Annotated in this window: 18 protein-coding genes; 15 read left to right on the top strand and 3 right to left on the bottom strand. The window is 63.8% G+C overall.

Going from position 1 to position 21,634, the window contains the following annotated elements; genetic code table 11:
* Positions 1-89 precede the first annotated feature (89 nt).
* From J9885_RS09535 to J9885_RS09500, 8 genes are all read left to right on the top strand, one after another.
* A complete protein-coding gene (locus tag J9885_RS09535; protein ID WP_210549126.1) occupies positions 90-1,877 on the top strand; it encodes a GGDEF and EAL domain-containing protein in 1,788 nt (595 codons plus the stop codon).
* A gap of 169 nt (positions 1,878-2,046) precedes the next feature.
* A complete protein-coding gene (gene acs / locus J9885_RS09530; RefSeq protein WP_043762280.1) occupies positions 2,047-3,993 on the top strand; it encodes an acetate--CoA ligase in 1,947 nt (648 codons plus the stop codon).
* Between the two features lie 285 nt (positions 3,994-4,278).
* Entirely contained in the window at positions 4,279-4,728 is a 450-nt protein-coding gene (gene aroQ, locus J9885_RS09525) for a type II 3-dehydroquinate dehydratase (protein WP_042078169.1), read from the top strand.
* A 36-nt stretch (positions 4,729-4,764) separates the two neighbouring features.
* Positions 4,765-5,226, top strand: a complete 462-nt coding sequence (accB, locus tag J9885_RS09520) for an acetyl-CoA carboxylase biotin carboxyl carrier protein (protein WP_043762281.1) — start codon at positions 4,765-4,767, stop codon at positions 5,224-5,226.
* A gap of 15 nt (positions 5,227-5,241) precedes the next feature.
* Positions 5,242-6,582, top strand: coding sequence for an acetyl-CoA carboxylase biotin carboxylase subunit (accC, locus tag J9885_RS09515; protein ID WP_043762282.1), 1,341 nt, complete (start codon positions 5,242-5,244; stop codon positions 6,580-6,582).
* A 116-nt stretch (positions 6,583-6,698) separates the two neighbouring features.
* Complete coding sequence (locus J9885_RS09510; protein ID WP_043762296.1) at positions 6,699-6,962, top strand: YhdT family protein; 264 nt, start codon at positions 6,699-6,701, stop codon at positions 6,960-6,962.
* On the top strand, positions 6,952-8,409 hold the full coding sequence (panF, locus tag J9885_RS09505) for a sodium/pantothenate symporter (protein ID WP_210549124.1): 1,458 nt from the start codon (positions 6,952-6,954) through the stop codon (positions 8,407-8,409). Before J9885_RS09510 ends, panF begins: the two co-directional genes overlap by 11 nt.
* Before the next feature lie 87 nt (positions 8,410-8,496).
* Entirely contained in the window at positions 8,497-9,921 is a 1,425-nt protein-coding gene (locus J9885_RS09500) for a PTS transporter subunit EIIC (protein WP_210549123.1), read from the top strand.
* Here the strand turns inward: J9885_RS09500 and J9885_RS09495 are convergent, their stop codons facing one another.
* Positions 9,922-10,794, bottom strand: a complete 873-nt coding sequence (locus J9885_RS09495; RefSeq protein WP_210549121.1) for a LysR family transcriptional regulator — start codon at positions 10,792-10,794, stop codon at positions 9,922-9,924.
* 99 nt (positions 10,795-10,893) lie between these two features.
* Here J9885_RS09495 and J9885_RS09490 point away from each other — a divergent pair, with 99 nt between their 5' ends.
* From J9885_RS09490 to J9885_RS09460, 7 genes are all read left to right on the top strand, one after another.
* Positions 10,894-11,910, top strand: a complete 1,017-nt coding sequence (locus tag J9885_RS09490) for a zinc-binding alcohol dehydrogenase family protein (RefSeq protein WP_210549119.1) — start codon at positions 10,894-10,896, stop codon at positions 11,908-11,910.
* A gap of 528 nt (positions 11,911-12,438) precedes the next feature.
* On the top strand, positions 12,439-13,317 hold the full coding sequence (prmA, locus tag J9885_RS09485; protein WP_210549116.1) for a 50S ribosomal protein L11 methyltransferase: 879 nt from the start codon (positions 12,439-12,441) through the stop codon (positions 13,315-13,317).
* 330 nt (positions 13,318-13,647) lie between these two features.
* The gene (gene eat / locus J9885_RS09480) at positions 13,648-15,033 is read left to right on the top strand and encodes an ethanolamine permease (protein WP_210549114.1); all 1,386 of its coding nucleotides are present in this window, start codon (positions 13,648-13,650) and stop codon (positions 15,031-15,033) included.
* 83 nt (positions 15,034-15,116) lie between these two features.
* Positions 15,117-16,508, top strand: coding sequence for an ethanolamine ammonia-lyase subunit EutB (locus J9885_RS09475; protein ID WP_210549112.1), 1,392 nt, complete (start codon positions 15,117-15,119; stop codon positions 16,506-16,508).
* Positions 16,509-17,324: an ethanolamine ammonia-lyase subunit EutC gene (eutC, locus tag J9885_RS09470; protein WP_210549110.1), complete on the top strand. Its 816-nt coding sequence runs from the start codon at positions 16,509-16,511 to the stop codon at positions 17,322-17,324.
* A gap of 155 nt (positions 17,325-17,479) precedes the next feature.
* Complete coding sequence (locus J9885_RS09465; RefSeq protein ID WP_210549108.1) at positions 17,480-18,457, top strand: D-2-hydroxyacid dehydrogenase family protein; 978 nt, start codon at positions 17,480-17,482, stop codon at positions 18,455-18,457.
* A gap of 58 nt (positions 18,458-18,515) precedes the next feature.
* Positions 18,516-19,100: a sugar O-acetyltransferase gene (locus tag J9885_RS09460; protein WP_210549106.1), complete on the top strand. Its 585-nt coding sequence runs from the start codon at positions 18,516-18,518 to the stop codon at positions 19,098-19,100.
* 599 nt (positions 19,101-19,699) lie between these two features.
* Here J9885_RS09460 and J9885_RS09455 read toward each other — a convergent pair.
* The gene (locus J9885_RS09455) at positions 19,700-20,248 is read right to left on the bottom strand and encodes an NAD(P)H nitroreductase (protein ID WP_134696838.1); all 549 of its coding nucleotides are present in this window, start codon (positions 20,246-20,248) and stop codon (positions 19,700-19,702) included.
* A gap of 50 nt (positions 20,249-20,298) precedes the next feature.
* Positions 20,299-21,634: autotransporter outer membrane beta-barrel domain-containing protein (locus J9885_RS09450; RefSeq protein ID WP_246876894.1), on the bottom strand; the 1,336-nt coding region annotated here is incomplete at its 5' end.

Here is a 21,634-nt window from a genome sequence, read left to right as displayed (position 1 = left end):
GCCATTCCCCCACTTTCTTTCCCTCCTGAAACTTCATGCCATACTGACACAGTCGCGCAAATGATAAGAAAATCAATTCAGGAGCCTATATGGAAAGAGTGCTACCCGAATCGGTTCAGACACTGCATCTGTCAGGCCCGCTCACCATCCACGAATTGCAGCAGTTGTTCGATCAGGCTCCTTTTGGCATTGCCATGTTCGATCGTGAATTCAGATGCCGCGAGGTCAACGCAAGCTTTGCCCAGCTGAGCGGGCTCGCCAGGTCGGATCACCCCGGCAAGACCCTGTTTGAGATCAGCCCGGCCCGTGCCCCCATGCTGGCTCCCCTGCTACAGCAGCTGCTTCATGGAGCACAGCGGGTCGAGCTGGAGCTGGATGACACGGGCGCCCCCCATCCCGCGTCCTCGACACGCTGGCACCTGAGCTGCGGCCCGGTGCTGGATGACGACGGCATCTTCAACGGCCTCTTCCTCATCACCCGGGATCTGCCCCTGATGCCTGCCGCCCACCCCACACTGGCGGTATCAGCCCCGGAGCTGTCCGGCCATCAGGTGCGGCAGCTGTCCCAGATGGAGGCACGGCTGCAGCACCTCTCCTATCACGATCCCCTCACCGATCTTGGCAATCGCAGCCTGCTGCAGGAGCGCCTCACCCTGGAGATCGAGATGGCCCGCCTGAACCGGCACACTCTGGCGCTGCTGTTCATCGATCTCGACGGTTTCAAACTCATCAACGACAACCTGGGGCAGAGCGCCGGAGATCTGCTGCTCAAGCTGTCGGCGGATCGCATCCGCCATTGCCTGCGCACCGGGGACGTCGCCATCCGGTTGGGGGCCGACGAGTTTCTGGTGCTACTCCCCGACATGGGGAAACTGGAAGAGCTGGTGTGGTTGATCGAGCGGTTGCAGCAGAGGCTGCACGAGCCGGCCGACATCGGGCAGGAGCGGGTGAGACTCTCCGCCAGCATCGGCATCTCCCTCTATCCGGAACATGGCTATACCCCGGACAGCCTTATCAGTGCGGCAGACAATGCCATGCACGAGGCCAAGCGCCGTGGTCGCAACGGCTATCTGTTCCACTCCCCGGACATGACGGCACAGACCAGGGAACGCATGGCCCTGGAGCAGGGGCTGCTCAAGGCCATGGAGCAGCAGCAGTTTCGTCTGCTGTACCAGCCCATGACAGATCTCGCCGATGGCAGCCTCAGCGGTCTCGAGGCCCTGGTGCGCTGGCAGCACCCCTGCATGGGCATCATCTCACCGGCTCGCTTCATCCCGGTGGCCGAAGAGTGCGGCTTCATCGAGCAGCTCGGTGCCTGGGTGATGCGCACCGCCTGCCAGCAAGGCCAGAAGTGGCTGGCAGAAGGCTTCGCGGTCCCCCGGCTCTCCGTCAACGTGTCGGTCAGGGAGATGCGCTCCCCCGACTACGTGGAGAGGGTCACCGCCATCCTGGCCGAGACCGGCTTCCCCGCCGAGCGGCTGGAGATAGAGGTCACCGAGAGCATCATCCAGAGCGTGGATCACAGCCTGCGCCTCTTTACCCGCCTCAAGGCGCTGGGGGTGCAGATCGCCATCGACGACTTTGGAACCGGCTTTTCCTCCTTGAGCCTGCTCAAGAGCCTGCCCATCGATCGCATCAAGATAGACAGGGCCTTCGTACAGGCGCTGCCCGATGACAAGCACAGTCGCGAGCTGTGCCGCACCATAGTCCAGCTGGCCAGCTCCCTCGGCATGGCGGTCACGGCGGAGGGCATCGAGACCCAGCCCCAGCGCCAGTTTCTGCAATCCCTGCACTGCGAGGAGGGCCAGGGCTATCTGTTCAGCCACCCCCTGGCCGAACCCCACATGGCCGCCATGCTCCCCCATGGACACGGATGAACCAGGGGTGAGTCACGGATAAAAGAGAAGGGAGCACCGGGCTCCCTTCTCTTTTTGCTGATGGCCACTCTTCTTCCTTTGTCGCTATCCAAAAGTCTAATTGCCCTCGGGAACCAAAGGTATAAGTTGTTACTCAATCATTAAGAAAATGTATTCACAGGAGTGAAAGATGAGCGAGAGCAAGGTCTATCCGGTCAAGGCCCACATCGGCAACGGCGCCCTGCTGGACAAGGATGGTTATGAAGCCATGTATCAGGCGTCGGTGCAAAACCCTGACGCCTTCTGGGGGGAGCAGGGCAAGATCCTCGACTGGATGACGCCCTACACCCGCGTCAAGAACACCTCCTATGATCCGGGCCACGTCTCCATCAAGTGGTACGAGGATGGTCTGCTCAACGTCTCGGCCAACTGCCTGGATCGCCATCTGAACGAACGCGGTGACAAGGTCGCCATCATCTGGGAAGGGGACAACCCGGCCGAGGATCGCAAGATCACCTACCGTGAGCTGCACGGCGAGGTGTGCAAGTTTGCCAATGTGCTCAAGGCTCAGGGGGTGAAACGCGGCGACATGGTGTGCCTCTACATGCCCATGGTGCCTGAAGCCGCCATCGCCATGCTGGCCTGTACCCGCATCGGCGCCGTCCACAGCATCGTCTTCGGCGGTTTCTCGCCGGAAGCCCTCTCCGGTCGCATCATCGACTCCGGGGCCACCATCGTCATCACCGCCGACGAAGGCCTGCGTGGCGGTCGTCCCATCCCCCTCAAGAAAAACGTCGATGAGGCGCTCACCCACCCGGATACCCGGGTCAACAAGGTGATCGTGCTCAAGCGCACCGGCGGCAACGTGGCCTGGCACGGCCACAGGGACATCTGGTGGCACGACGCCGTCGCCGCCGCCAGCCCGGATTGCCCGCCCGAGGCCATGGGGGCCGAAGATCCCCTGTTCGTGCTCTACACCTCGGGCTCCACCGGCAAGCCCAAGGGCGTGCTGCACACCACCGGCGGTTACCTGGTCTATGCCGCGCTCACCTTCAAGTACGTATTCGACTATCACGAGGAGGACATCTACTGGTGTACCGCCGACGTGGGCTGGGTCACCGGCCACTCCTACCTGGTCTACGGGCCGCTCGCCAACGGCGCCACCACCCTGATGTTCGAAGGGGTGCCCAACTATCCGGCCACCAATCGCATGAGCCAGGTGGTGGACAAGCACCAGGTCACCATCCTCTATACCGCCCCCACCGCGATCCGCGCGCTGATGGCCAAGGGCAAGGAGGCCATCGAAGGCACCTCCCGTACCAGCCTGCGCATCATGGGATCCGTGGGTGAACCCATCAACCCGGAAGCCTGGGAGTGGTACTACCGCACCATAGGCGACGAACGCTGCCCCATCGTCGATACCTGGTGGCAGACCGAGACCGGCGGCATCCTGATCACGCCGCTGCCCGGCGTGACCGCACTGAAACCCGGCTCCGCCACCCGCCCCTTCTTCGGGGTGCAGCCGGCCCTGGTGGACAACCTGGGCGAGCCGCTGGAAGGCGCCACCGAGGGCAACCTGGTCATCACCGACTCCTGGCCCGGCCAGATGCGCACCGTGTTCGGCGATCACGATCGCTTCGAGCAGACCTACTTCTCCACCTTCCCCGGCCGCTACTTCACCGGCGACGGTGCCCGTCGCGACGAGGATGGCTACTACTGGATCACCGGTCGGGTGGATGATGTACTGAACGTCTCCGGCCACCGTATGGGCACGGCAGAGATCGAGTCGGCCCTGGTGGCCCATCCGAAGATCGCCGAAGCGGCCGTGGTCGGCGTCCCCCACGAGATCAAGGGCCAGGGCATCTATGCCTATGTCACCCTGATCGCCGGGGAAGAGCCGAGCCGCGAGCTGCATAAAGAGGTCAAAGAGTGGGTGCGCAAGGAGATCGGCGCCATCGCCACCCCGGACGTGATCCACTGGGCCGAGGGGCTGCCCAAGACCCGCTCCGGCAAGATCATGCGCCGTATCCTTCGCAAGATCGCCACCGGCGAGACCGACAGCCTGGGGGATATCTCCACCCTGGCGGATCCGGGTGTCGTGGACAAGCTGATCCGCGAGAAGTCAGAAGCGGCTTAAGTCCACTTCCGCTTCCACAGCAGAGCCGGCCCAGTGCCGGCTTTGTTGCGTCTGGGGCTCATGCAGCAGAGGGAACGACGGCGCGGCAGGGAGCGGGAGGAGAAAGGCCAATAAATAGCCAGATGTAGAGATTAGACCAGTAAAATGCTGCTAATTTTCACGAAATCAATATAATTGCGAAATCTGTGTGCTAGGGCACACCGAATTGTGCAAAAATTGGCTAGATTTCTGGTTGTCCACAGATAGCTGATAGATAGCAGCATAATCATCGAGGATGTACTCAATATGTCGCAACATCACCGAATCCTTCTGCTCAACGGTCCCAACCTGAATCTGCTGGGCAAGCGGGAGCCGGGAATCTACGGCAGCAAGACGCTCGATGAGATCGTCGCCGATCTGGTGCACAGCGCCAGCGAACTCGGTGTCACCCTGGAACATCTGCAATCCAATGCCGAACACGAGCTGGTCGGCCGCATCCATCAGGCCATGGGTCAGGTGGATTTCATCATCATCAACCCGGCCGCCTTCACCCACACCAGCGTCGCCATTCGCGATGCCCTGCTGGGTGTGGCCATCCCCTTTATCGAGGTTCACCTGTCCAACGTCCATGCCAGGGAGCCCTTCCGTCATCACTCCTATCTGTCTGATGTCGCCAAAGGGGTGATCTGCGGGCTGGGTGCCGATGGCTACCAATTCGCTTTAACCGCGGCCGTGCATCAGTTGCGCGCGGCTTGATAATCACTTATCTGATAAAGAAGAAAGAGAATGCTAATGGATATCCGCAAAATCAAGAAGCTGATTGAACTGGTTGAAGAGTCCGGCATCGCCGAGCTGGAGATCTCCGAAGGGGAAGAGTCCGTTCGCATCAGCCGTAATTTCTCCGGCCAGGTTAGCGTTGCCCCGCAGATGATCATGCCGCAGGCCGCCGCTCCCGTTGCCGCCCCTGTTGCCGCTGCTCCGGCCGCTGCCGCAGCGCCCGCTGCCGATGCCGCCCCGAGCGGTCATCTGATGCGCTCCCCCATGGTGGGCTCCTTCTACCGCTCTTCCAGCCCGGAAGCCAAGCCGTTCGTGGAAGTCGGTCAGCACGTCAATGTCGGCGACACCCTGTGCATCGTCGAAGCCATGAAAATGATGAACCAAATCGAGTCTGACAAGGCCGGCGTGATCAAAGCGATCCTGGTTGAAAATGGTCAGGCAGTCGAATTCGACGAGCCGCTGTTCATCATCGAATAAGGGAAAATGCCACCCATGTTGGACAAAGTAGTCATCGCCAACCGCGGTGAAATTGCCCTGCGGATCCTGCGCGCCTGCAAAGAGCTCGGGATCAAGACAGTGGCCGTTCACTCCACTGCCGATCGGGAGCTCAAGCATGTGCTCCTGGCGGACGAAACCATCTGCATCGGCAAACCTGCCAGCGGTGAGTCCTACCTCAACGTGCCGGCCATCATCGCTGCCGCCGAGGTGACCGGTGCCGTCGCCATCCACCCGGGCTACGGCTTCCTCTCCGAGAACGCCGACTTTGCCGAAGTGGTCGAGAAATCCGGCTTCATCTTCATCGGCCCGCGCGCCGAGACCATTCGCCTGATGGGTGACAAGGTCTCCGCCATCGAGGCGATGAAGAAAGCGGGCGTGCCTTGCGTACCCGGCTCCGACGGTCCGGTGGACAACGATGCCAAGCGCAACGCCGCCATCGCCAAGCGCATAGGCTATCCGGTGATCATCAAGGCCGCCGGTGGCGGTGGTGGTCGCGGTATGCGCGTGGTGCGCAACGAGGCCGAGCTGGCTGCCGCCATCGCGCTGACCAAATCCGAAGCAGGCCAGTTCTTCAAGAACGACATGGTCTACATGGAGAAGTACCTGGAAAACCCGCGCCACATCGAGATCCAGGTGCTGGCTGACGGCCAGGGCACCGCCCTCTATCTGGGCGAGCGGGACTGCTCCATGCAGCGTCGCCACCAGAAGGTGGTGGAAGAGGCGCCGGCTCCCGGCATCACCGACGAGATGCGCAAGTTCATCGGCGAGCGCTGCGTGCGCGCCTGTCTCGAGATCGGCTACCGCGGTGCGGGTACCTTCGAGTTCCTGTACGAGAACGGCGAGTTCTATTTCATCGAGATGAACACCCGTATCCAGGTCGAGCACCCGGTCACCGAGATGGTCACCGGCGTCGACCTCATCAAGGAGCAGCTGCGCATCGCCGCCGGCCAGCCCCTGTCGATCACCCAGCAGGACATCCGTCTTCGTGGCCATGCCATCGAGTGCCGGATCAACGCCGAGGATCCGGCTACCTTCCTGCCCTCTCCCGGTCTCATCCAGCGCTTCCACGCGCCGGGCGGTCTGGGCGTGCGCTGGGAATCCCACATCTATGCGGGTTACAAGGTACCGCCTTACTACGACTCCATGATCGGCAAGCTGATCTGCTACGGCGAGAACCGTGACGTGGCCATCGCCCGCATGCGTCACGCCCTCGACGAGCTGGTGGTAGAAGGCATCAAGACCAACATCGCCCTGCAAAAAGAGATCATGAAGGACGAAAACTTCCAGCACGGTGGAACCAACATCCACTACCTGCACAAGAAGTTGGGTCTGTAAGGACGCCTTCGTCGGGAAAATGCGCGATCCACCCGGATCGGCAACGTAAAAAAGGGCCATGGCGACATGGCCCTTTTTTGTTATTCTTGCGCCCCGCTCACTTGTCGGAGGCCAAGGTGAACCGTTTTGCACTCGCCCGTCGTGAAGCAGCCCTCTGCCTGCTGCTCACCCTGCTTTATTTCATTGCCTGGTATGGCTCGGCCTATTTCATCCCGGAAGAGCTCGAGCTCTGGAACATGCCGCTCTGGTTTCTGCTCAGCTGCATCCTGATGCCGCTGCTGTTCATCGGCCTCTGCGCCCTCATGGTGGACCGCCTGTTCGTGGACATCCCCCTCGACTCTCCATCCCTCGATGACAAGGAGCCTCCCCGTGAATCTTGAGTTGCTGCTGCCGCTGGTGGTCTACCTGGTGCTGGTGCTGGGGGTGGGATTCTGGGCCAGCCGTCACCGGATCGGCGGCGACTTCGTGCAGGAGTACTTCATCGGCAACCGCAGCATGGGCGGCCTGGTGCTGGCTATGACGCTGGTGGCCACTTACACCTCCGCCTCGTCCTTTATCGGCGGGCCCGGGGCGGCCTACAAGGTCGGTCTTGGCTGGGTGCTGCTGGCGATGATCCAGCTACCCACCGTCTGGCTCACCCTGGGTGTCCTTGGCAAGAAGTTCGCCATCATCGCCCGCCGGGTAAATGCGGTGACCATCAACGACATGCTGTGGGCCCGCTACCAGAGCCGGGCCGTGGTGATCCTGGGCTCCGTCACCATCATCCTCGCCTTCATCGCGACCATGGTGGTGCAGTTCATCGGCGGCGCCCGCCTGCTGGAGGCGGCGACCGGCCTCTCCTACCAGCAAGGGCTGCTGCTGTTTGCCAGCTGCGTGCTGCTCTATACCGTCATCGGCGGTTTTCGCGCCGTGGTGATGACGGATGCGCTCCAGGGCATCGTCATGCTCATCGGCACCGGGGCCCTGCTGGCGGGGATCCTGGTGGCCGGTGACGGATTGCCAAACCTCATCCACCAGCTCAGGGAGATAGACCCCAAGCTGGTGAGCCCGCAAGGGGCCGGCGACATGCTGACCCAACCCTTCATGCTGAGCTTCTGGATCCTGGTCTGCGTCGGGGTGGTGGGGCTGCCCCATTCCGCCCTGCGCTGCTTCGGCTATCGCGACAGCAAGGCGCTGCACCGCGGCATTCTCATCGGCACCATCGTCTGCGCCTTGCTGATGTTCGGCATGCACCTGGCCGGGGCCCTCGGTCGCGCCATCCTGCCCGGCATGGACAGCCCGGACAAGATCATGCCCTCCCTCATGATGGAGGTGCTCCCTCCCTGGCTGGCCGGGGTCTTCCTCGCGGCTCCCATGGCGGCCATCATGTCCACCATCGACTCCCAGCTGATCCAGGCCTCGGCCACCCTGGTCAAGGATCTCTACCTCAACTACCTCAACCCGAGGCAGGAGAAGCTGGAGGTGCGCATCCCCCGGCTCTCCCTGCTCTGCACCCTGATCCTGGGTTCCCTGGTGCTGGTGGCGGCATTGCAGCCCCCCGAGATGATCATCTGGCTCAACCTGCTCGCCTTCGGCGGTCTGCAGGCGGTGTTCCTCTGGCCCCTGGTGCTCGGCCTCTACTGGTCCAGGGCCAACGGGCCCGGAGCCCTGGCCAGCATGGTCTGTGGCATCCTCTGCTATACCGCCCTGAGCCAGTGGGGGATCAAGCTGGCCGGCCTGCACGCCATCGTCCCGAGCCTGGGGCTGGGGCTTGTCGCCTTCGTGCTGGTCAGCCTGCTGACACCGGCCCCGGATCAGTCGGTTCGCCGATTGTTTGATCAAAATTAAGAAAGGGGGCGATAAAGCCCCCTCACCTATTCCCAAATGGGGGCATGCGGGTAAAATGTGCGCCAAGTCACAAAATTCAGTTCACCCATGCCCGCTACGAACGCCAGAAAGATCCTGACACAGTCCTTGCAACGGCTCGGCTATGCCCTGCTGCTGCCCGTCTCCATCCTGCCTCTGGCCGCCCTGCTCCATCGCCTCGGCCAGCCGGACGTGCTGGATCTCGCCGTACTCTCTCTCGCAGGCCAGGCCCTCTTCAGCCAGATGCCCCTCATCTATGCGGTGGCCATCGCCTTCGGCCTGAGCCGCCAGGGACAAGGGGCCCAGGCCCTGGCCGGGGCGGTCAACTTCCTGTTGCTCGGCTCGGCGCTCAACACCCTGGTGCCAGGGCTCCATGCAGACATGATCTGCGGCCTGCTGGCCGGCCTCACCACGGCGGTGGTCTGCTCATGGGCTCGCGGCCTGCGCCTGCCGGGCTGGCTGCGCCCCCTGCAGGAGGATTTGCCGGGCATGCTGCTCTCGGCCCTGGCCTGCCTGCTGCTGGTGATCCCCCTCTCCATCCTCTGGCCGTTGCTGGAGCAGGGCATCACCCTGCTCGCCTCCGACCTGCTTACCACCCCGATCGGCGCCTTCTGTTACGGCGTGCTGAACCGGCTGCTGATCCCGCTCGGTCTGCACCAGGTACTGGGCAGCCTCATGGGCCTGGGGGAGAGCAACCTGCAGGCCCTCTCCACCGCCCAGCCACTCCATGAGGGCTATGTGGCCGGCCTCTACCCCGTCATCATGTTCGGCCTGCCCGGTGCCTGCTTCGCCATCTGGCTTCATCGCCAGCGGATGCGGCAGGTGCCGCAGGGAGGCCTGCTGCTCACCCTGGCGCTCACCTCGGCGCTGGTGGGCATCACCGAGCCCATCGAGTTCCTGTTCGCCTTCACCGCCCCCTGGCTGTTCCTGGCCCACGCCCTGCTGACCGGGCTGTCGCTGGCCATCTGCAGCGCCCTCGGCATCCAGGTGGGCACTTACTTCTCGGCGGGCCTGCTGGACATGGTGCTGAGCTACTCCAGCGGCCATCACAGCTTCTGGCTCATCCCCCTTGGCATCCTGTTTTTCGTCCTCTATGCCCTGCTCTTCTCCCGGCTGCTGGAGCACACGCCCCTCAGCCTGCCGGGCAAGCCCATCGCCGAGGATCTGCCCCAGCTCGCCACCGTGGCCCCCACGGATCCCCAGATGCTGGCTATCCAGTACCTCAAGACGCTGGGGGGCATGGACAACCTGCAGGCCATGAACGTCTGCCTGACCCGTCTCAGCCTGCGGGTGCGGGAGATGGCGCTGGTGGATCAGTCCTGTCTGGCCAGGCTCGGCTGCCTCTCCTGGATCGTCCTGAACGAGCACCAGCTGGTGCTGGTCCTCGGCCCCAATGCCGGCCTCATAGAGGGTCAGATCCGCATGCTGGCGGAGCGCCAGTCGGTGCCCCTCGGCCTCGAACCCGGTCAGGCCCCCCTCGGCCAGCACCAGTGATCAGGCGAAGGGCAGGCGCTCGGCGACGAAGTCCATCAGGCTGCGCAAGGCGGGGGCCAGGTGCTCCCGACTCGGGTAGATGAGATAGAAGGGATTGGGAGGAATGGGGTGGTCTGGCAGCACCTTGTGCAGCTGCCCTGCCGCCAGCGCCTCCCGGCAGACGTGGGCCGGCAACAGGGCGATGCCCCCTTCGTGAAGCGCCAGCTCCCGCAGCGCCAGCAGGCTGTTGCTGAGGCAAGCCCCCCGGGGCCGCCATCCCCCCTCCTGCAGCGGCCACACCGGCAGCGATCCGTGCACCAGGCAGGCATGCCCGCCCAGATCCGCCACCTGCTGCGGCGTGCCGTGGCGCGCCAGGTAACCCGGGGCGGCCACCAGATGGCGCGCCACCTGACCGATGCGCCGACAGATGAGGCTGGAGTCTTTCAGGGGCGCCGCCCGCAGCGCCAGATCGTAACCCTCCCCCACCAGATCCAGCTGCTCGTCGCACAGGGTCAGCTCCAGCACCACCTCGGGATAGAGGGCGCGAAACTCCGCCAGGATCCGGCCGAGCAGCAGGGTGCCGGTGGCCTCGGGGGCGGTGATCCGCACCCGGCCTGCCGGGGCGGATCTCAGCCTGGCCATCGCCAGATTGGCGCTGCGGGCCAGGGTCAGCAGCCCCTGACAATGCTCCACATAGACCTCCCCCTGGGGCGTCAGACTCAGCCTGCGGGTGGTGCGCTGCAACAGGCGCACCCCGAGCCTGGACTCGAGGCGCGAGATCTTCTGGCTCACCGAGGACTTGGGCATGCCGAGCACCTCGGCCGCCCGGGTGAAGCTGCCCTGCTCGACCACGGTAGCGAACAGCCCCATCAATTCCAGTTCGATATTGTTCATCTATTCAAACAGTCTTTACCAATTACCCACCTTAATACGAATAATCAACCAGACTAGACTGGCTGGCAATCCTACCTGTTCCATTTGAAAGGAAATGCCATGAAAGCCATCGCCCTGACCCACTATCTGCCAAGCGATCACCCCCACTGCTTTATCGAGGTCAATCTAGCCGACCCGACGCCGGGCCCGCGCGACCTGCTGGTGCGGGTCAACGCCACCTCCATCAACCCGGTCGACACCAAGGTGCGTGCCCCCAAGGAGAAGGTGGAGAGCAGCCCCCGCGTGCTGGGCTGGGACGCCGTCGGTGACGTCGTTGCCGTCGGGAGCGAGGTGACCCTGTTCCAGGCCGGAGACAGGGTCTGGTATGCAGGCGACATCAGCCGCCCCGGCAGCAACAGCGCCCTGCAGCTGGTGGACGAGCGCATCGCCGCCCTCGCCCCCACCAGCCTGAGCGATGTGGAAGCCGCCGCCCTGCCGCTCACCGCCATCACCGCCTGGGAAACCCTGTTCGATCGCCTTGGCCTCACCCGCGAGAGCACAGGCAGGCTGCTCATCATCGGCGGGGCCGGCGGCGTCGGCTCCATCGCCATCCAGCTGGCCCGCCGGCTCACCGCCATGGAGGTGATCGCCACCGCTTCGCGCCCCGAAACCCGAGAGTGGTGCCTGGCCATGGGGGCGCACCAGGTCGTGAGCCACCACGACCTGCAGGCGGAGCTGGCCGCCATTGGCATCCGCCAGCTCGATGCCATCTTCTGCACCAATGCCACCGAGCAGCACTGGGGGGCCATGGCGAGCCTCATTCGCCCCTTCGGCCACATCTGCACCATCGCCGAGTCCAGCGAGCCCTGGGATCTGGCCCTGCTCAAGTCCAAGAGCGCCACCTTCAGCCAGGAGTTCATGTTCACCCGCTCCCTGTTCCAGACCCCGGACATGATCGAGCAGCACCACCTGCTCGGCCGGGTCGCCACCCTGGTGGAGGAAGGAGTGCTCAAGACCACCCTCACCAAGACGCTGCCCGCCCTGACCCCCGCCACCCTGGCAGAGGCCCATCGCGAGCTGGAGGCGGGCCGCATGATAGGCAAGCTGGTGATCGACATGAAAAATTTCGATCGCTGAGGCAACTCGCCCCACCCCCTTCCCCCCTCCTATTCCCTAATGGGTAAGAAAATGCACCATCATGGGGTGAAATCACCAGTGACAAGCCCCAACAGTGCACAGCCGCAGCAGGCCCTGCCCCCAGATGACGGGGCTTTCCCGGCAAAAACCATAAAAAAAGGGGCCATCCCGTTGGGATGGCCCTAAAAACCTGAACGTTGGGGTAACAATCACACACACATCCTTATGCAGGACATTCCTACCTTTGCAGATAACGTGCCAATTTCTTGTTTTTCTCGCCTGATCGCCGATATTTGCCGATTTTCCAAAAAAATAGCCACCCGAGGGTGGCTGAAAAAGATGACGGAACTTCATAGAGCAAAGCATTCAGCGGGAACAAGTTGCTTCCCGTCACCCAGTAAGGAATACATTAACCGTGCCAACTTGGCAGGGTTGCCTTCCTCTCCCCTGCCGCCACGGGCAAACCACGACAGCACAGGCCCATGATGGTAGAATCCCGCGGTTTCACATTTATGAAGAGTCGACGCCATGCCCTGGATACAAATTCGAATCAACGCCACCGCCAAGACGGCGGACAAGGTGAGCAACATGCTGCTGGGGCGTGGAGCCCAGGCGGTGACCTTTATGGATGCCAAGGATGTGCCCGTCTATGAACCCATGCCGGGCGAGACCCCGCTCTGGGGCGAGACCGAAGTAATGGGCCTGTTCGATGCCGAAACCGATCCGGCCCCCACCATTGCCTTCTTCCAGCAGATCTTCGGGGAAGACGTGGGCTACAAGGTGGAGCAGCTGGAGGACAAGGACTGGGTGCGCGAGTGGATGGATCACTTCCACCCCATGCAGTTCGGCGAGCGGCTCTGGATCTGCCCGAGCTGGCGCGACGTACCGGACCCCGAGGCGGTCAACGTCATGCTGGATCCGGGCCTGGCCTTCGGTACCGGTACCCACCCCACCACGGCGCTCTGCCTGCAGTGGCTGGACGGGCTGGATCTGACCGGCAAGACAGTGGTCGACTTTGGCTGCGGCTCCGGCATCCTCGGCATCGCGGCACTGAAACTCGGGGCCGCCCGGGTCATCGGCATCGACATCGATCCCCAGGCCATCCAGGCGAGCCGTGACAACGCGATGCGCAATGGCGTCGCCGATCAGATCGAGCTCTACCTGCCGGCGGATCAGCCGCAAGATGTCGAAGCGGACGTGGTGGTGGCCAACATCCTGGCAGGCCCGCTGCGGGAACTCGCCCCGCTCATCGCAGGCCACGGCAAGGCGGGCAGCCTGATGGCCCTCTCCGGCGTGCTGGAGAGCCAGGCGCCGGAGCTGGAGATCATCTACGGCCAGTGGTTCGAGATGGACCCGACCGCAGTGAAAGAGGAGTGGTGCCGCCTCTCCGGTCGCAAGCACGGTTAAGCAGACATCTCCCGTCCCGCCTCCAGCACGACGGATGACAACAAGGGCACCCCAGGGTGCCCTTGTTGTTTCTGCCAGCCCGTTTCCCCCATCTTACTGCGCACTCTCTCTGTGCTCCCCCAGCCTCCCCATCCAGGCATGCAGCCACCAGCCGGGCATAGTGGTGCCGCTGCACCACAATGACGCAATGGCTGTGCGGCGGCCTTCAGCATGGATGCCATACAACCACTTGAAAAGTAATGACATAGCGTGCCATGTGGCTGAGTGGTATGCCCCTTGCAAACCCGCTCTTCAGAGACTTTCACCTTTGAATGTCATTTGGAGAAGCGTATGCAGCATCAGGATTGTGCAAAACCGGCACTGAAACGGACTCTGGGGGCTTTCCAGCTGTGGGGGATCGCCGTGGGGCTGGTGATCTCGGGGGAATATTTCGGCTGGAGCTACGGCTGGGCGCAGGCGGGCACCATGGGCTTTCTGGTCACCTCTTTGCTGGTGGCCGCCATGTACACGGCCTTCATCTTCAGCTTCACCGAGCTGACCACCTCCATCCCCCATGCGGGGGGGCCCTTTGCCTATGCCTACCGCGCCTTTGGCCCGGTCGGGGGATACATCGCAGGCTTTGCCACCCTGATCGAGTTCGTGTTCGCCCCGCCCGCCATCGCCATGGCGATCGGCGCCTACCTCAATGTGCAGTTCCCGGCCATCGATCCCAAGTGGGTGGCGGTGAGCGCCTATCTCGTCTTCATGACCCTCAATCTCATCGGAGTGGGTATCGCCGCCACCTTCGAGTTGCTGGTCACCCTGCTCGCCATCTTCGAGCTGCTGGTCTTCATGGGGGTGGTCAGCCCGGGCTTCAGCGCCAGCAACTTCATGCTCAACGGCTGGGCGGGTCAACAGGAGTTCAGCCTCGGCGCCGTCTCCGGCATCTTTGCCGCCATTCCATTCGCCATCTGGTTCTTCCTCGCCATTGAAGGAGCCGCCATGGCGGCCGAAGAGGCCAAGGAACCGAAGAAGACCATCCCGAAGGCGTTCATCGGGGGCATCCTCACCCTGGTCGTACTGGCCATGGGGGTCATGGTGTTTGCCGGGGGCGTCGGCGACTGGCGCCAGCTCGCCAACATCAACGACCCCCTGCCACAGGCCATGAAGATGATCGTGGGCGAGAGCAGCGGCTGGCTGCACATGCTGGTCTGGCTGGGGCTGTTCGGCCTCATCGCCTCCTTCCACGGCATCATCATGGGCTATTCCCGCCAGATCTTTGCCCTGGCCCGGGCCGGCTATCTGCCTGCCGCGCTGGCCTCGGTCAATCCGCGCTTCCAGACCCCGCACTGGGCCATCCTGGCCGGCGGCGTGGTGGGGATCCTTGCGATCTTCTCCGATTCGCTGATCGTCATCGGCGGGCTCTCCCTCACGGCCAACATAGTGACCATGGCGGTGTTTGGCGCCATCGTCATGTACATCATCTCGATGGCCGCCCTGTTCAAGCTGCGCCGCACCGAGCCTGCACTGCAGCGCCCGTTCAAGGCCCCGCTCTATCCCTTTGCTCCGGCACTCGCGCTGGGACTGGCTATCCTCTGTCTGGTGGCCATGGTCTATTACAACGGCCTGCTGGCCCTGATCTTCGGCGGCCTGATGCTGGCGGGATACGCCTACTTCCGTCTGACCCATGACGAAGCGCTCGCCGCCAGCGATGGCGAGCTGGTCAAGGCTGGTTGATACCCGCCCCGTTTGCCCGAAGCGCACAGCGTCAGCGAAGGCACTGTGCGCTTGCGGTCCACCATGAATCGACGAGAACACCCATGTATCGCACCCACCTCTCTCACCACAGCTATCAGTTTCCCGATCTGCGCACCCTCATGGCCAAGGCCACGCCAGCCCGCTCCGGCGACTATCTGGCCGGCGTCGCCGCCGGCAGCGCCGAGGAGCGGATGGCCGCCAGGATGGCGCTGGCGGATCTCCCCCTCAAGACCTTCCTCAACGAGGCTCTGATCCCCTATGAACAGGACGAGGTGACCCGCCTCATCATCGACAACCATGACAGCGCCACCTTTGCCCCCATCAGCCACCTGACGGTGGGGGATTTTCGCAACTGGCTGCTGTCGGAGGCGGCCAACAGCCAGACCCTGGCGCGCGTGGCCCCCGGCATCACGCCCGAGATGGCCGCCGCCGTCAGCAAGCTGATGCGCAATCAGGATCTGATCCTGGTCGCCAGAAAGTGCCGGGTCGTCACCGCCTTTCGCAACACCATAGGGTTGCCCGGCCGGCTCAGCGTGCGGCTGCAGCCGAACCACCCCACGGACGATCCCCAGGGCATTGCCGCCGCCATGCTCGATGGCCTCCTGTACGGTGCCGGGGATGCGGTGGTCGGCATCAACCCGGCCAGCGACAACCTGCCGGTCCTGGCCAGCCTGAACCAGATGCTCGACGAGGTGATCCAGCGTTTCGCTATCCCCACCCAATCCTGCATCCTGACCCATGTCACCAACACCCTGCAGCTCATCGAGCGCAATGTGCCCGTGGATCTGGTGTTCCAGTCCATCGCCGGCACCGAAGCGGCCAACCGGGGCTTCGGCATCGATCTGGCCCTGCTGCAGGAGGCCCATGACGCGGCCCTCGGCCTGGGACGGGGCACCCTGGGCAACAACGTCATGTACTTCGAGACGGGCCAGGGCAGCTGCCTCTCGGCCAATGCCCACCACGGGCTGGATCAGCAGACCTGCGAGGCGAGGGCCTACGGGGTGGCTCGCCACTTCAAGCCGTTGCTGTGCAATACCGTCGTGGGCTTCATCGGGCCGGAATACCTCTATGACGGCAAGCAGATCATCCGCGCCGGGTTGGAGGATCACTTCTGCGGCAAGCTGCTGGGGGTGCCGCTCGGCTGTGACGTCTGCTACACCAACCATGCCGAAGCGGATCAGGACGATATGGATACCCTGCTTACCCTGCTGGCCACCGCCGGCCTCACCTTCCTCATCGGTGTCCCCGGTGCCGACGACATCATGCTCAACTACCAGAGCACCTCGTTTCACGACGCCCTCTACATCCGCGAGCTGCTCGGCCTCAAGCACGCACCTGAATTTGCCGACTGGCTGGTGCGCATGCAGCTCACCAACCCGGATGGCCAGCTGCTCGATGCCGGCCTGCGCCACCCGCTGCTGACCACCTTGGGCCCCCGTGGCAAGGTGGCCTGAATGAGCAAGGAGCCCCATGACATGAGCGACATCGTGCACTTGAACCCCTGGCTTGAGCTAAAGCGCTACACCTCGGCCCGCATCGCCCTGGGACGCACCGGCGTCAGCCTGCCCACGGAGGCGTTGCTGGCCTTTGGCCTGGCCCACGCCCAGGCCCGGGATGCGGTACACCAACCACTGGACGTCGCCCGGCTGACTCAGGCTCTCGAGTCCGCAGGGCACCGGGTGCTGGCGGTGCACAGCGCCGCCAGCACCCGGGAGGAGTATCTGCGCCGCCCCGATCTGGGCCGGCGCCTGGACGACGCCAGTCGCTGCCTGCTGAGCCAACTGCCGCAGAGCGAGGTCGATCTCGCCATCGTGCTGGGAGATGGTCTCTCCTCCACCGCCCTGCACCAGAATGCCCTGCCCTTTGTCGAGTCCCTGCAATCCCATCTCAGGCGCCTGGGGCTGACCTGCGCCCCGCTGGTCATGGCCAGCCAGGCCAGGGTGGCACTGGGGGACGAGGTGGGCGAGCTGCTGGGAGCCCGTGCCGTGCTGGTGATGATTGGCGAGCGCCCCGGCCTATCCTCACCCGACAGCCTGGGGCTCTATCTGACCTGGCAGCCCAGGGTCGGACGCATGGACTCCGAGCGCAACTGCATCTCCAACGTGCGGCCGGCAGGCCTGGATTTCCCCCAGGCGGCGCACAAGCTGGCCTGGTTGCTGGAACAGGCCTTCAGCCGCCGCCTGACCGGGGTCGCCCTCAAGGATGAGAGCGGCGAACTCTCCCAGCTGATCGAGCACGACGCGGCCCTGCCCGCTTCTCGCCCCACCTGATCATCCGGACGGGCCCACCCGGGCTCGTCCACGGTGAGATTCCAATCTGAACCACTTGAATCTTGATACGGCTGCAGGCATCGTCATCCAGCCATCGGCGACTCTCGCCAGCGCCCAGCCAAGGGCACGCAATGACTGGAAACTGGAGGATAAAAATGAAGATCGCCATTCTGGATGACTATCAGGATCAGGTGCGCCACCTCCCCTGCTTTGCCCTGCTGGCGGGGCACGACGTTCGCATTCTCAACCAGGGCGAGCCCGATGCTGCGCGCCTCGCCGCCCGCCTGGAAGGGGTAGAGGCCCTGGTGCTGATCCGCGAGCGCACCCGCATCGACGAGACCCTGCTCAGGCGCCTCCCCTCCCTTCGCCTCATCAGCCAGACAGGCAAGGTCAGCCAGCATATCGACCCCCTCCTGTGCCAGCGCCACGGCGTGGCCGTTGCCGAGGGCGTCGGCAGCCCGGTGGCACCGGCCGAGCTCTGCTGGGCCCTCATCATGGCGGCCTCCCGCCACCTTCCGGCCTACAGCCATGCCCTCGCCCAGGGACAGTGGCAGCAATCCGGCGCGCTGGGTCTTGGCCGCACCCTGCAGGGGCTGACCCTGAGCATCTGGGGCTATGGCAAGATTGGCAGGCTGGTGGCCGGCTACGGCCGGGCCTTTGGCATGTCGGTGCTGGTATGGGGCAGTGACGCCTCCCGCCGGCAGGCCGAGCAGGATGGCCATGCCAGCGCTCCCGACAAGGATGCCTTCTTCCGCCAAGCCGACGTCCTCTCCCTGCACCTGCGCCTCGGTGAGGCGACCCGCGGCTGCGTGACCCGGGCCGATCTCGCACAGATGAAGGGGGACTCTCTGCTGGTCAATGTGAGCCGGGCGGAGCTTATCGAGCCGGGCGCCTTGTATGCGGCGCTGAGCGCCAACCCGAGCCGGCGGGCGGCAGTCGACGTGTTCGACGCCGAGCCCGCCACGCCGGACAACGAGCCCCTGCTGGGGTTGCCCAACGTGGTGGCCACGCCGCACCTGGGCTATGTGGAGCGCAGCAGCTACGAGCTCTACTTTCGTGCCGCCTTTGAAAACCTGGTTGCCTTTGCCGAGGGCAGACCGACCAATCTGGTGCTGCCCGTGACAGGCGGCTGACCAGGTTATCCGGCGGCCCGGCCGCCAAGCTGCAGCACCAGACCGACAAGGAGCCCCCATGACCGAATACGAGAAGATGATCGCCAGCCAGCCTTACAACTGCATGGCGCCGAAGCTGGATCTCTTGCGCCGGGAGACGGCGCGCCTCTACCGCCGCTTCAACCGCAGCGACGAGGAGGATGAGCAGCTGGCGCTGCTGCGGGAGATCGTCGGCGAGCTGGCGGAGGGAGCCTTCATCTGCCCGCCCCTCTACTGCACCTATGGTCGCCACATCCACCTTGGCCAGGGCTCCTACATCAACATGGGGGCCACCCTGCTGGACAATGCGCCGATCCGCATCGGCGCCGGGGTCATGATAGGACCCAACGTGCAGATCTACACCGCCGCCCACGCCCTGGAGGCCGATGAGCGCCTGCTGGGGGTGGAGACGGCGCTGCCGGTCACCATCGAAGACAGGGTCTGGATCGGGGGCGGGGCCATACTGCTGCCGGGGGTGACTATAGGGCGGGAGGCGATCGTCGGCGCGGGGGCCGTGGTCAGCAAGGACGTGCCGGCCGGCGCCCGGGTGGTGGGCAACCCGGCCCGGATACTGCCCGCCAAGGCGGCCGCTGAGCCCGGGCTCCCCACCGAGCCGCGCCAATAAAAATGAAGCCCAATGCCATCAAGACCATGATGGCCTGTAAAAAGGTGGGTTTGCCGATCCTAAAGAGTTGAGGGTACCAATACCTGAGAAGCGCGGATAAAAATGAAGCCCAATGTCATCAAAACCATGATGACCTGTAAAAAGGTGACCTTTCCGGTCCTAGGAGGTTGAGGGTACCGGTACCTAAAAAACGCCCAAAAAAATGAAGCTCAATGTCATCAAAACCATGATGACCTGTAAAAAGGTGACCTTTCCGGTCCTAAGAGGTTGAGGGTACCGGTACCTAAAAAATGCCCAAAAAAATGAAGCCCAATGTCATCAAGACGTTGGGCTGTAAAAAGGTGCTACGGAATTGCGACTCTCATCGCAGAAAATTAGAAGGGATCCCCTTCTAAACTGGCAGTGGGATAATAAAGGGGCGCAAACGTTTTACATAGCGTAATCCACCAGGATTGAGAAGAACCTCTCACTATTTAAAAAATGTCCGGCTAATCCCCACTCCCCTCTTGGCAAGCGCCCATTTATCAGTACAGCCTGATGGAACTATCAGAAAACAAGAAAGCCCTGAATAATCAGGGCTTTCTTTTCATTTTTATGGCTCAGAAGCGGCGCACGAAGTCCGCCATCGGCAGCTCGCGCAGCTTGCGAGCCTCCAGCATGGGGGTACCGAGGTAGAGGAAGCCCACCAGCTGATCCTCCGGTGCCAGCCCCAGTCCGGCGTTGATCCCCGCATCGAAGATAAACCAGCCGGAGCGCCAGATGCCGTTGAAGCCCTGGGCCTGGGCCGCCATCTGCATCGCCATCAGAGCACAACCGGCGGAGAGCTCCTGCTCCAGTTTCGGCACCTTGGGGTGCGCCTGATACCGGGTCGCGACCGCGATGACCAGAGGCGCACGCAGGGGGGCAGTCCGGGACTTCTCGACGCTGTCCTCATCCTCCCCACGGGCACGGGCGGCGTCGGCCAGCAGGGTGCCCAGGCGCTCGCGCCCCTCCCCTTCAAACAGGATGAACTGCCAGGGGGTCAGGGTGCCGTGATCCGGCGCACGCAGCCCCGCCTTCAGGATATTGTCCAGTACCTCGCCGCTCGGCGCCGGCTCGGTCAGGCGGCCACAGGAGTGGCGGTTGAGCAGTAGCGTCAGTGCATCCATTCGATGCTCCTTCTTGGTCGTGAGGGGCGGTATCGCCCCTGTCTATGGGGTCAGAACGGCTTGGAGAGATTGATGCGCCACTCCCAGATGTTGAGCCCATCCTGCCCTATGCTGGTGTACCCGGCACTGGTGGTCAGGGTGGCCTCGCTGCCGATCAGGGTGCGCACGCCCAATCGTACCGTCCCGCTGAGGGGATCGGTACGCGCCGAGCTGAGATCGCCCGTCAGGATATAGCCATCGTTCGGCCGTTCAAAGCCATAATCCAGCCCCAGCTCACCGTAAGGCATCAGCGGCCGGCCCTGGCGGGTGTAATAGACGCGGCTGAATTCGACCGTGCCCGTCAGGTTGCCCTGATTGTCACTGTCGCTGTCCCGCGCCAGCCGCACCGCCAGCCCTCGGTAATCCCCCTCCATCCGGTATCCGTCGCTGCGGTCATGGCTGTAATTGATGGCCAGCCGCGGGCGCACCGACGTCTCGGACCAGAAGTACTGGCCGGTGGCCCCCAGGCTGCCGCCAAGGGAGGTCGACCCATAATCGCCGGAGAGGAAGAGCAGCTCCTGGGTATTGTCCATCCAGCCGTAGACCAGGCTGCCGTCCAGCATCCAGCTCTCCGACAGCGGGTACGCCAGATAGGGGCCCAGGTTGTATCCCCCGGCCGCCAGCTGCATGCCGCCATTGAAAGCGTCCACCCTGCTGTCGACCCGGGAGACGCTGAAGCCGAGGATGAGGCGGTTATCCAGCCGGGTGTCCGCCCCCAGGCTGAACACATTGGTCGAGCCCGAGATGTCGAGCCCGTGGCGGTGATCCGAGATGTCGTAGTAGACCTCATCCGCCCAGAGGTTCCAGCGCCGCTCTGCCGGTTGCACGGCGGCAGGCGGCTCTTGGGCCGCTACCTGACCCGCTGCCAGTTCGGCCCGGCTGAAGGGGCAATCCGGATAGTGATCCCGCTGCTCTGCGGGCAGGCTATCCCGCTCGTCCGGCATCACGCACAGGGTGCGCTCGTCGAGAGCCCGCTCGCTCGCTTGCTGCCCTGCCGTCACCCGACCCGGCAAGACCGCCGGCGGCTCAACCCTGCCCGGCAGCCTGATAGCGGGCCTCTCCCCCAGGGGCGGCCTCGTCGGCATCATCCCCTGGGGCGGCACCGTGCCGATGGGTGGCTGTGTTCCCCCCGGCCGCTCGGGTAACAGACCGCCCGGCCTTGTCGGCATCATCCCCTGGGGCGGCACGGCGCCGATGGGCGGCTGTGTTCCCCCCGGTCGATCGGGCAACAGACTGCCCGGCCTTGTCGGCATCGTCCCCTGGGGCGGCACAGTGCCGATGGGCGGCTGTGTCCCCCCCGGTCGATCGGGTAGCAGACTGCCCGGCCTCGTCGGCATCACCCCCTGG

This window comes from Aeromonas sp. SrichE-2G, assembly GCF_017939565.1.
Lineage (GTDB): Bacteria > Pseudomonadota > Gammaproteobacteria > Enterobacterales > Aeromonadaceae > Aeromonas > Aeromonas taiwanensis.
The sequence above is the reverse complement of the archived record's forward strand: the minus strand, read 5'-3'. Positions and strand labels throughout refer to the sequence as shown.

Coding starts and splice junctions, on each gene's coding strand:
- J9885_RS09535 (WP_210549126.1), top strand. CDS start 90: ATGGAAAGAGTGCTACCCGAATCGGTTCAGACACTGCATCTGTCAGGC.
- acs (WP_043762280.1), top strand. CDS start 2,047: ATGAGCGAGAGCAAGGTCTATCCGGTCAAGGCCCACATCGGCAACGGC.
- aroQ (WP_042078169.1), top strand. CDS start 4,279: ATGTCGCAACATCACCGAATCCTTCTGCTCAACGGTCCCAACCTGAAT.
- accB (WP_043762281.1), top strand. CDS start 4,765: ATGGATATCCGCAAAATCAAGAAGCTGATTGAACTGGTTGAAGAGTCC.
- accC (WP_043762282.1), top strand. CDS start 5,242: ATGTTGGACAAAGTAGTCATCGCCAACCGCGGTGAAATTGCCCTGCGG.
- J9885_RS09500 (WP_210549123.1), top strand. CDS start 8,497: ATGCCCGCTACGAACGCCAGAAAGATCCTGACACAGTCCTTGCAACGG.
- J9885_RS09495 (WP_210549121.1), bottom strand. CDS start 10,794: ATGAACAATATCGAACTGGAATTGATGGGGCTGTTCGCTACCGTGGTC.
- J9885_RS09490 (WP_210549119.1), top strand. CDS start 10,894: ATGAAAGCCATCGCCCTGACCCACTATCTGCCAAGCGATCACCCCCAC.
- prmA (WP_210549116.1), top strand. CDS start 12,439: ATGCCCTGGATACAAATTCGAATCAACGCCACCGCCAAGACGGCGGAC.
- eat (WP_210549114.1), top strand. CDS start 13,648: ATGCAGCATCAGGATTGTGCAAAACCGGCACTGAAACGGACTCTGGGG.
- J9885_RS09475 (WP_210549112.1), top strand. CDS start 15,117: ATGTATCGCACCCACCTCTCTCACCACAGCTATCAGTTTCCCGATCTG.
- eutC (WP_210549110.1), top strand. CDS start 16,509: ATGAGCAAGGAGCCCCATGACATGAGCGACATCGTGCACTTGAACCCC.
- J9885_RS09465 (WP_210549108.1), top strand. CDS start 17,480: ATGAAGATCGCCATTCTGGATGACTATCAGGATCAGGTGCGCCACCTC.
- J9885_RS09460 (WP_210549106.1), top strand. CDS start 18,516: ATGACCGAATACGAGAAGATGATCGCCAGCCAGCCTTACAACTGCATG.
- J9885_RS09455 (WP_134696838.1), bottom strand. CDS start 20,248: ATGGATGCACTGACGCTACTGCTCAACCGCCACTCCTGTGGCCGCCTG.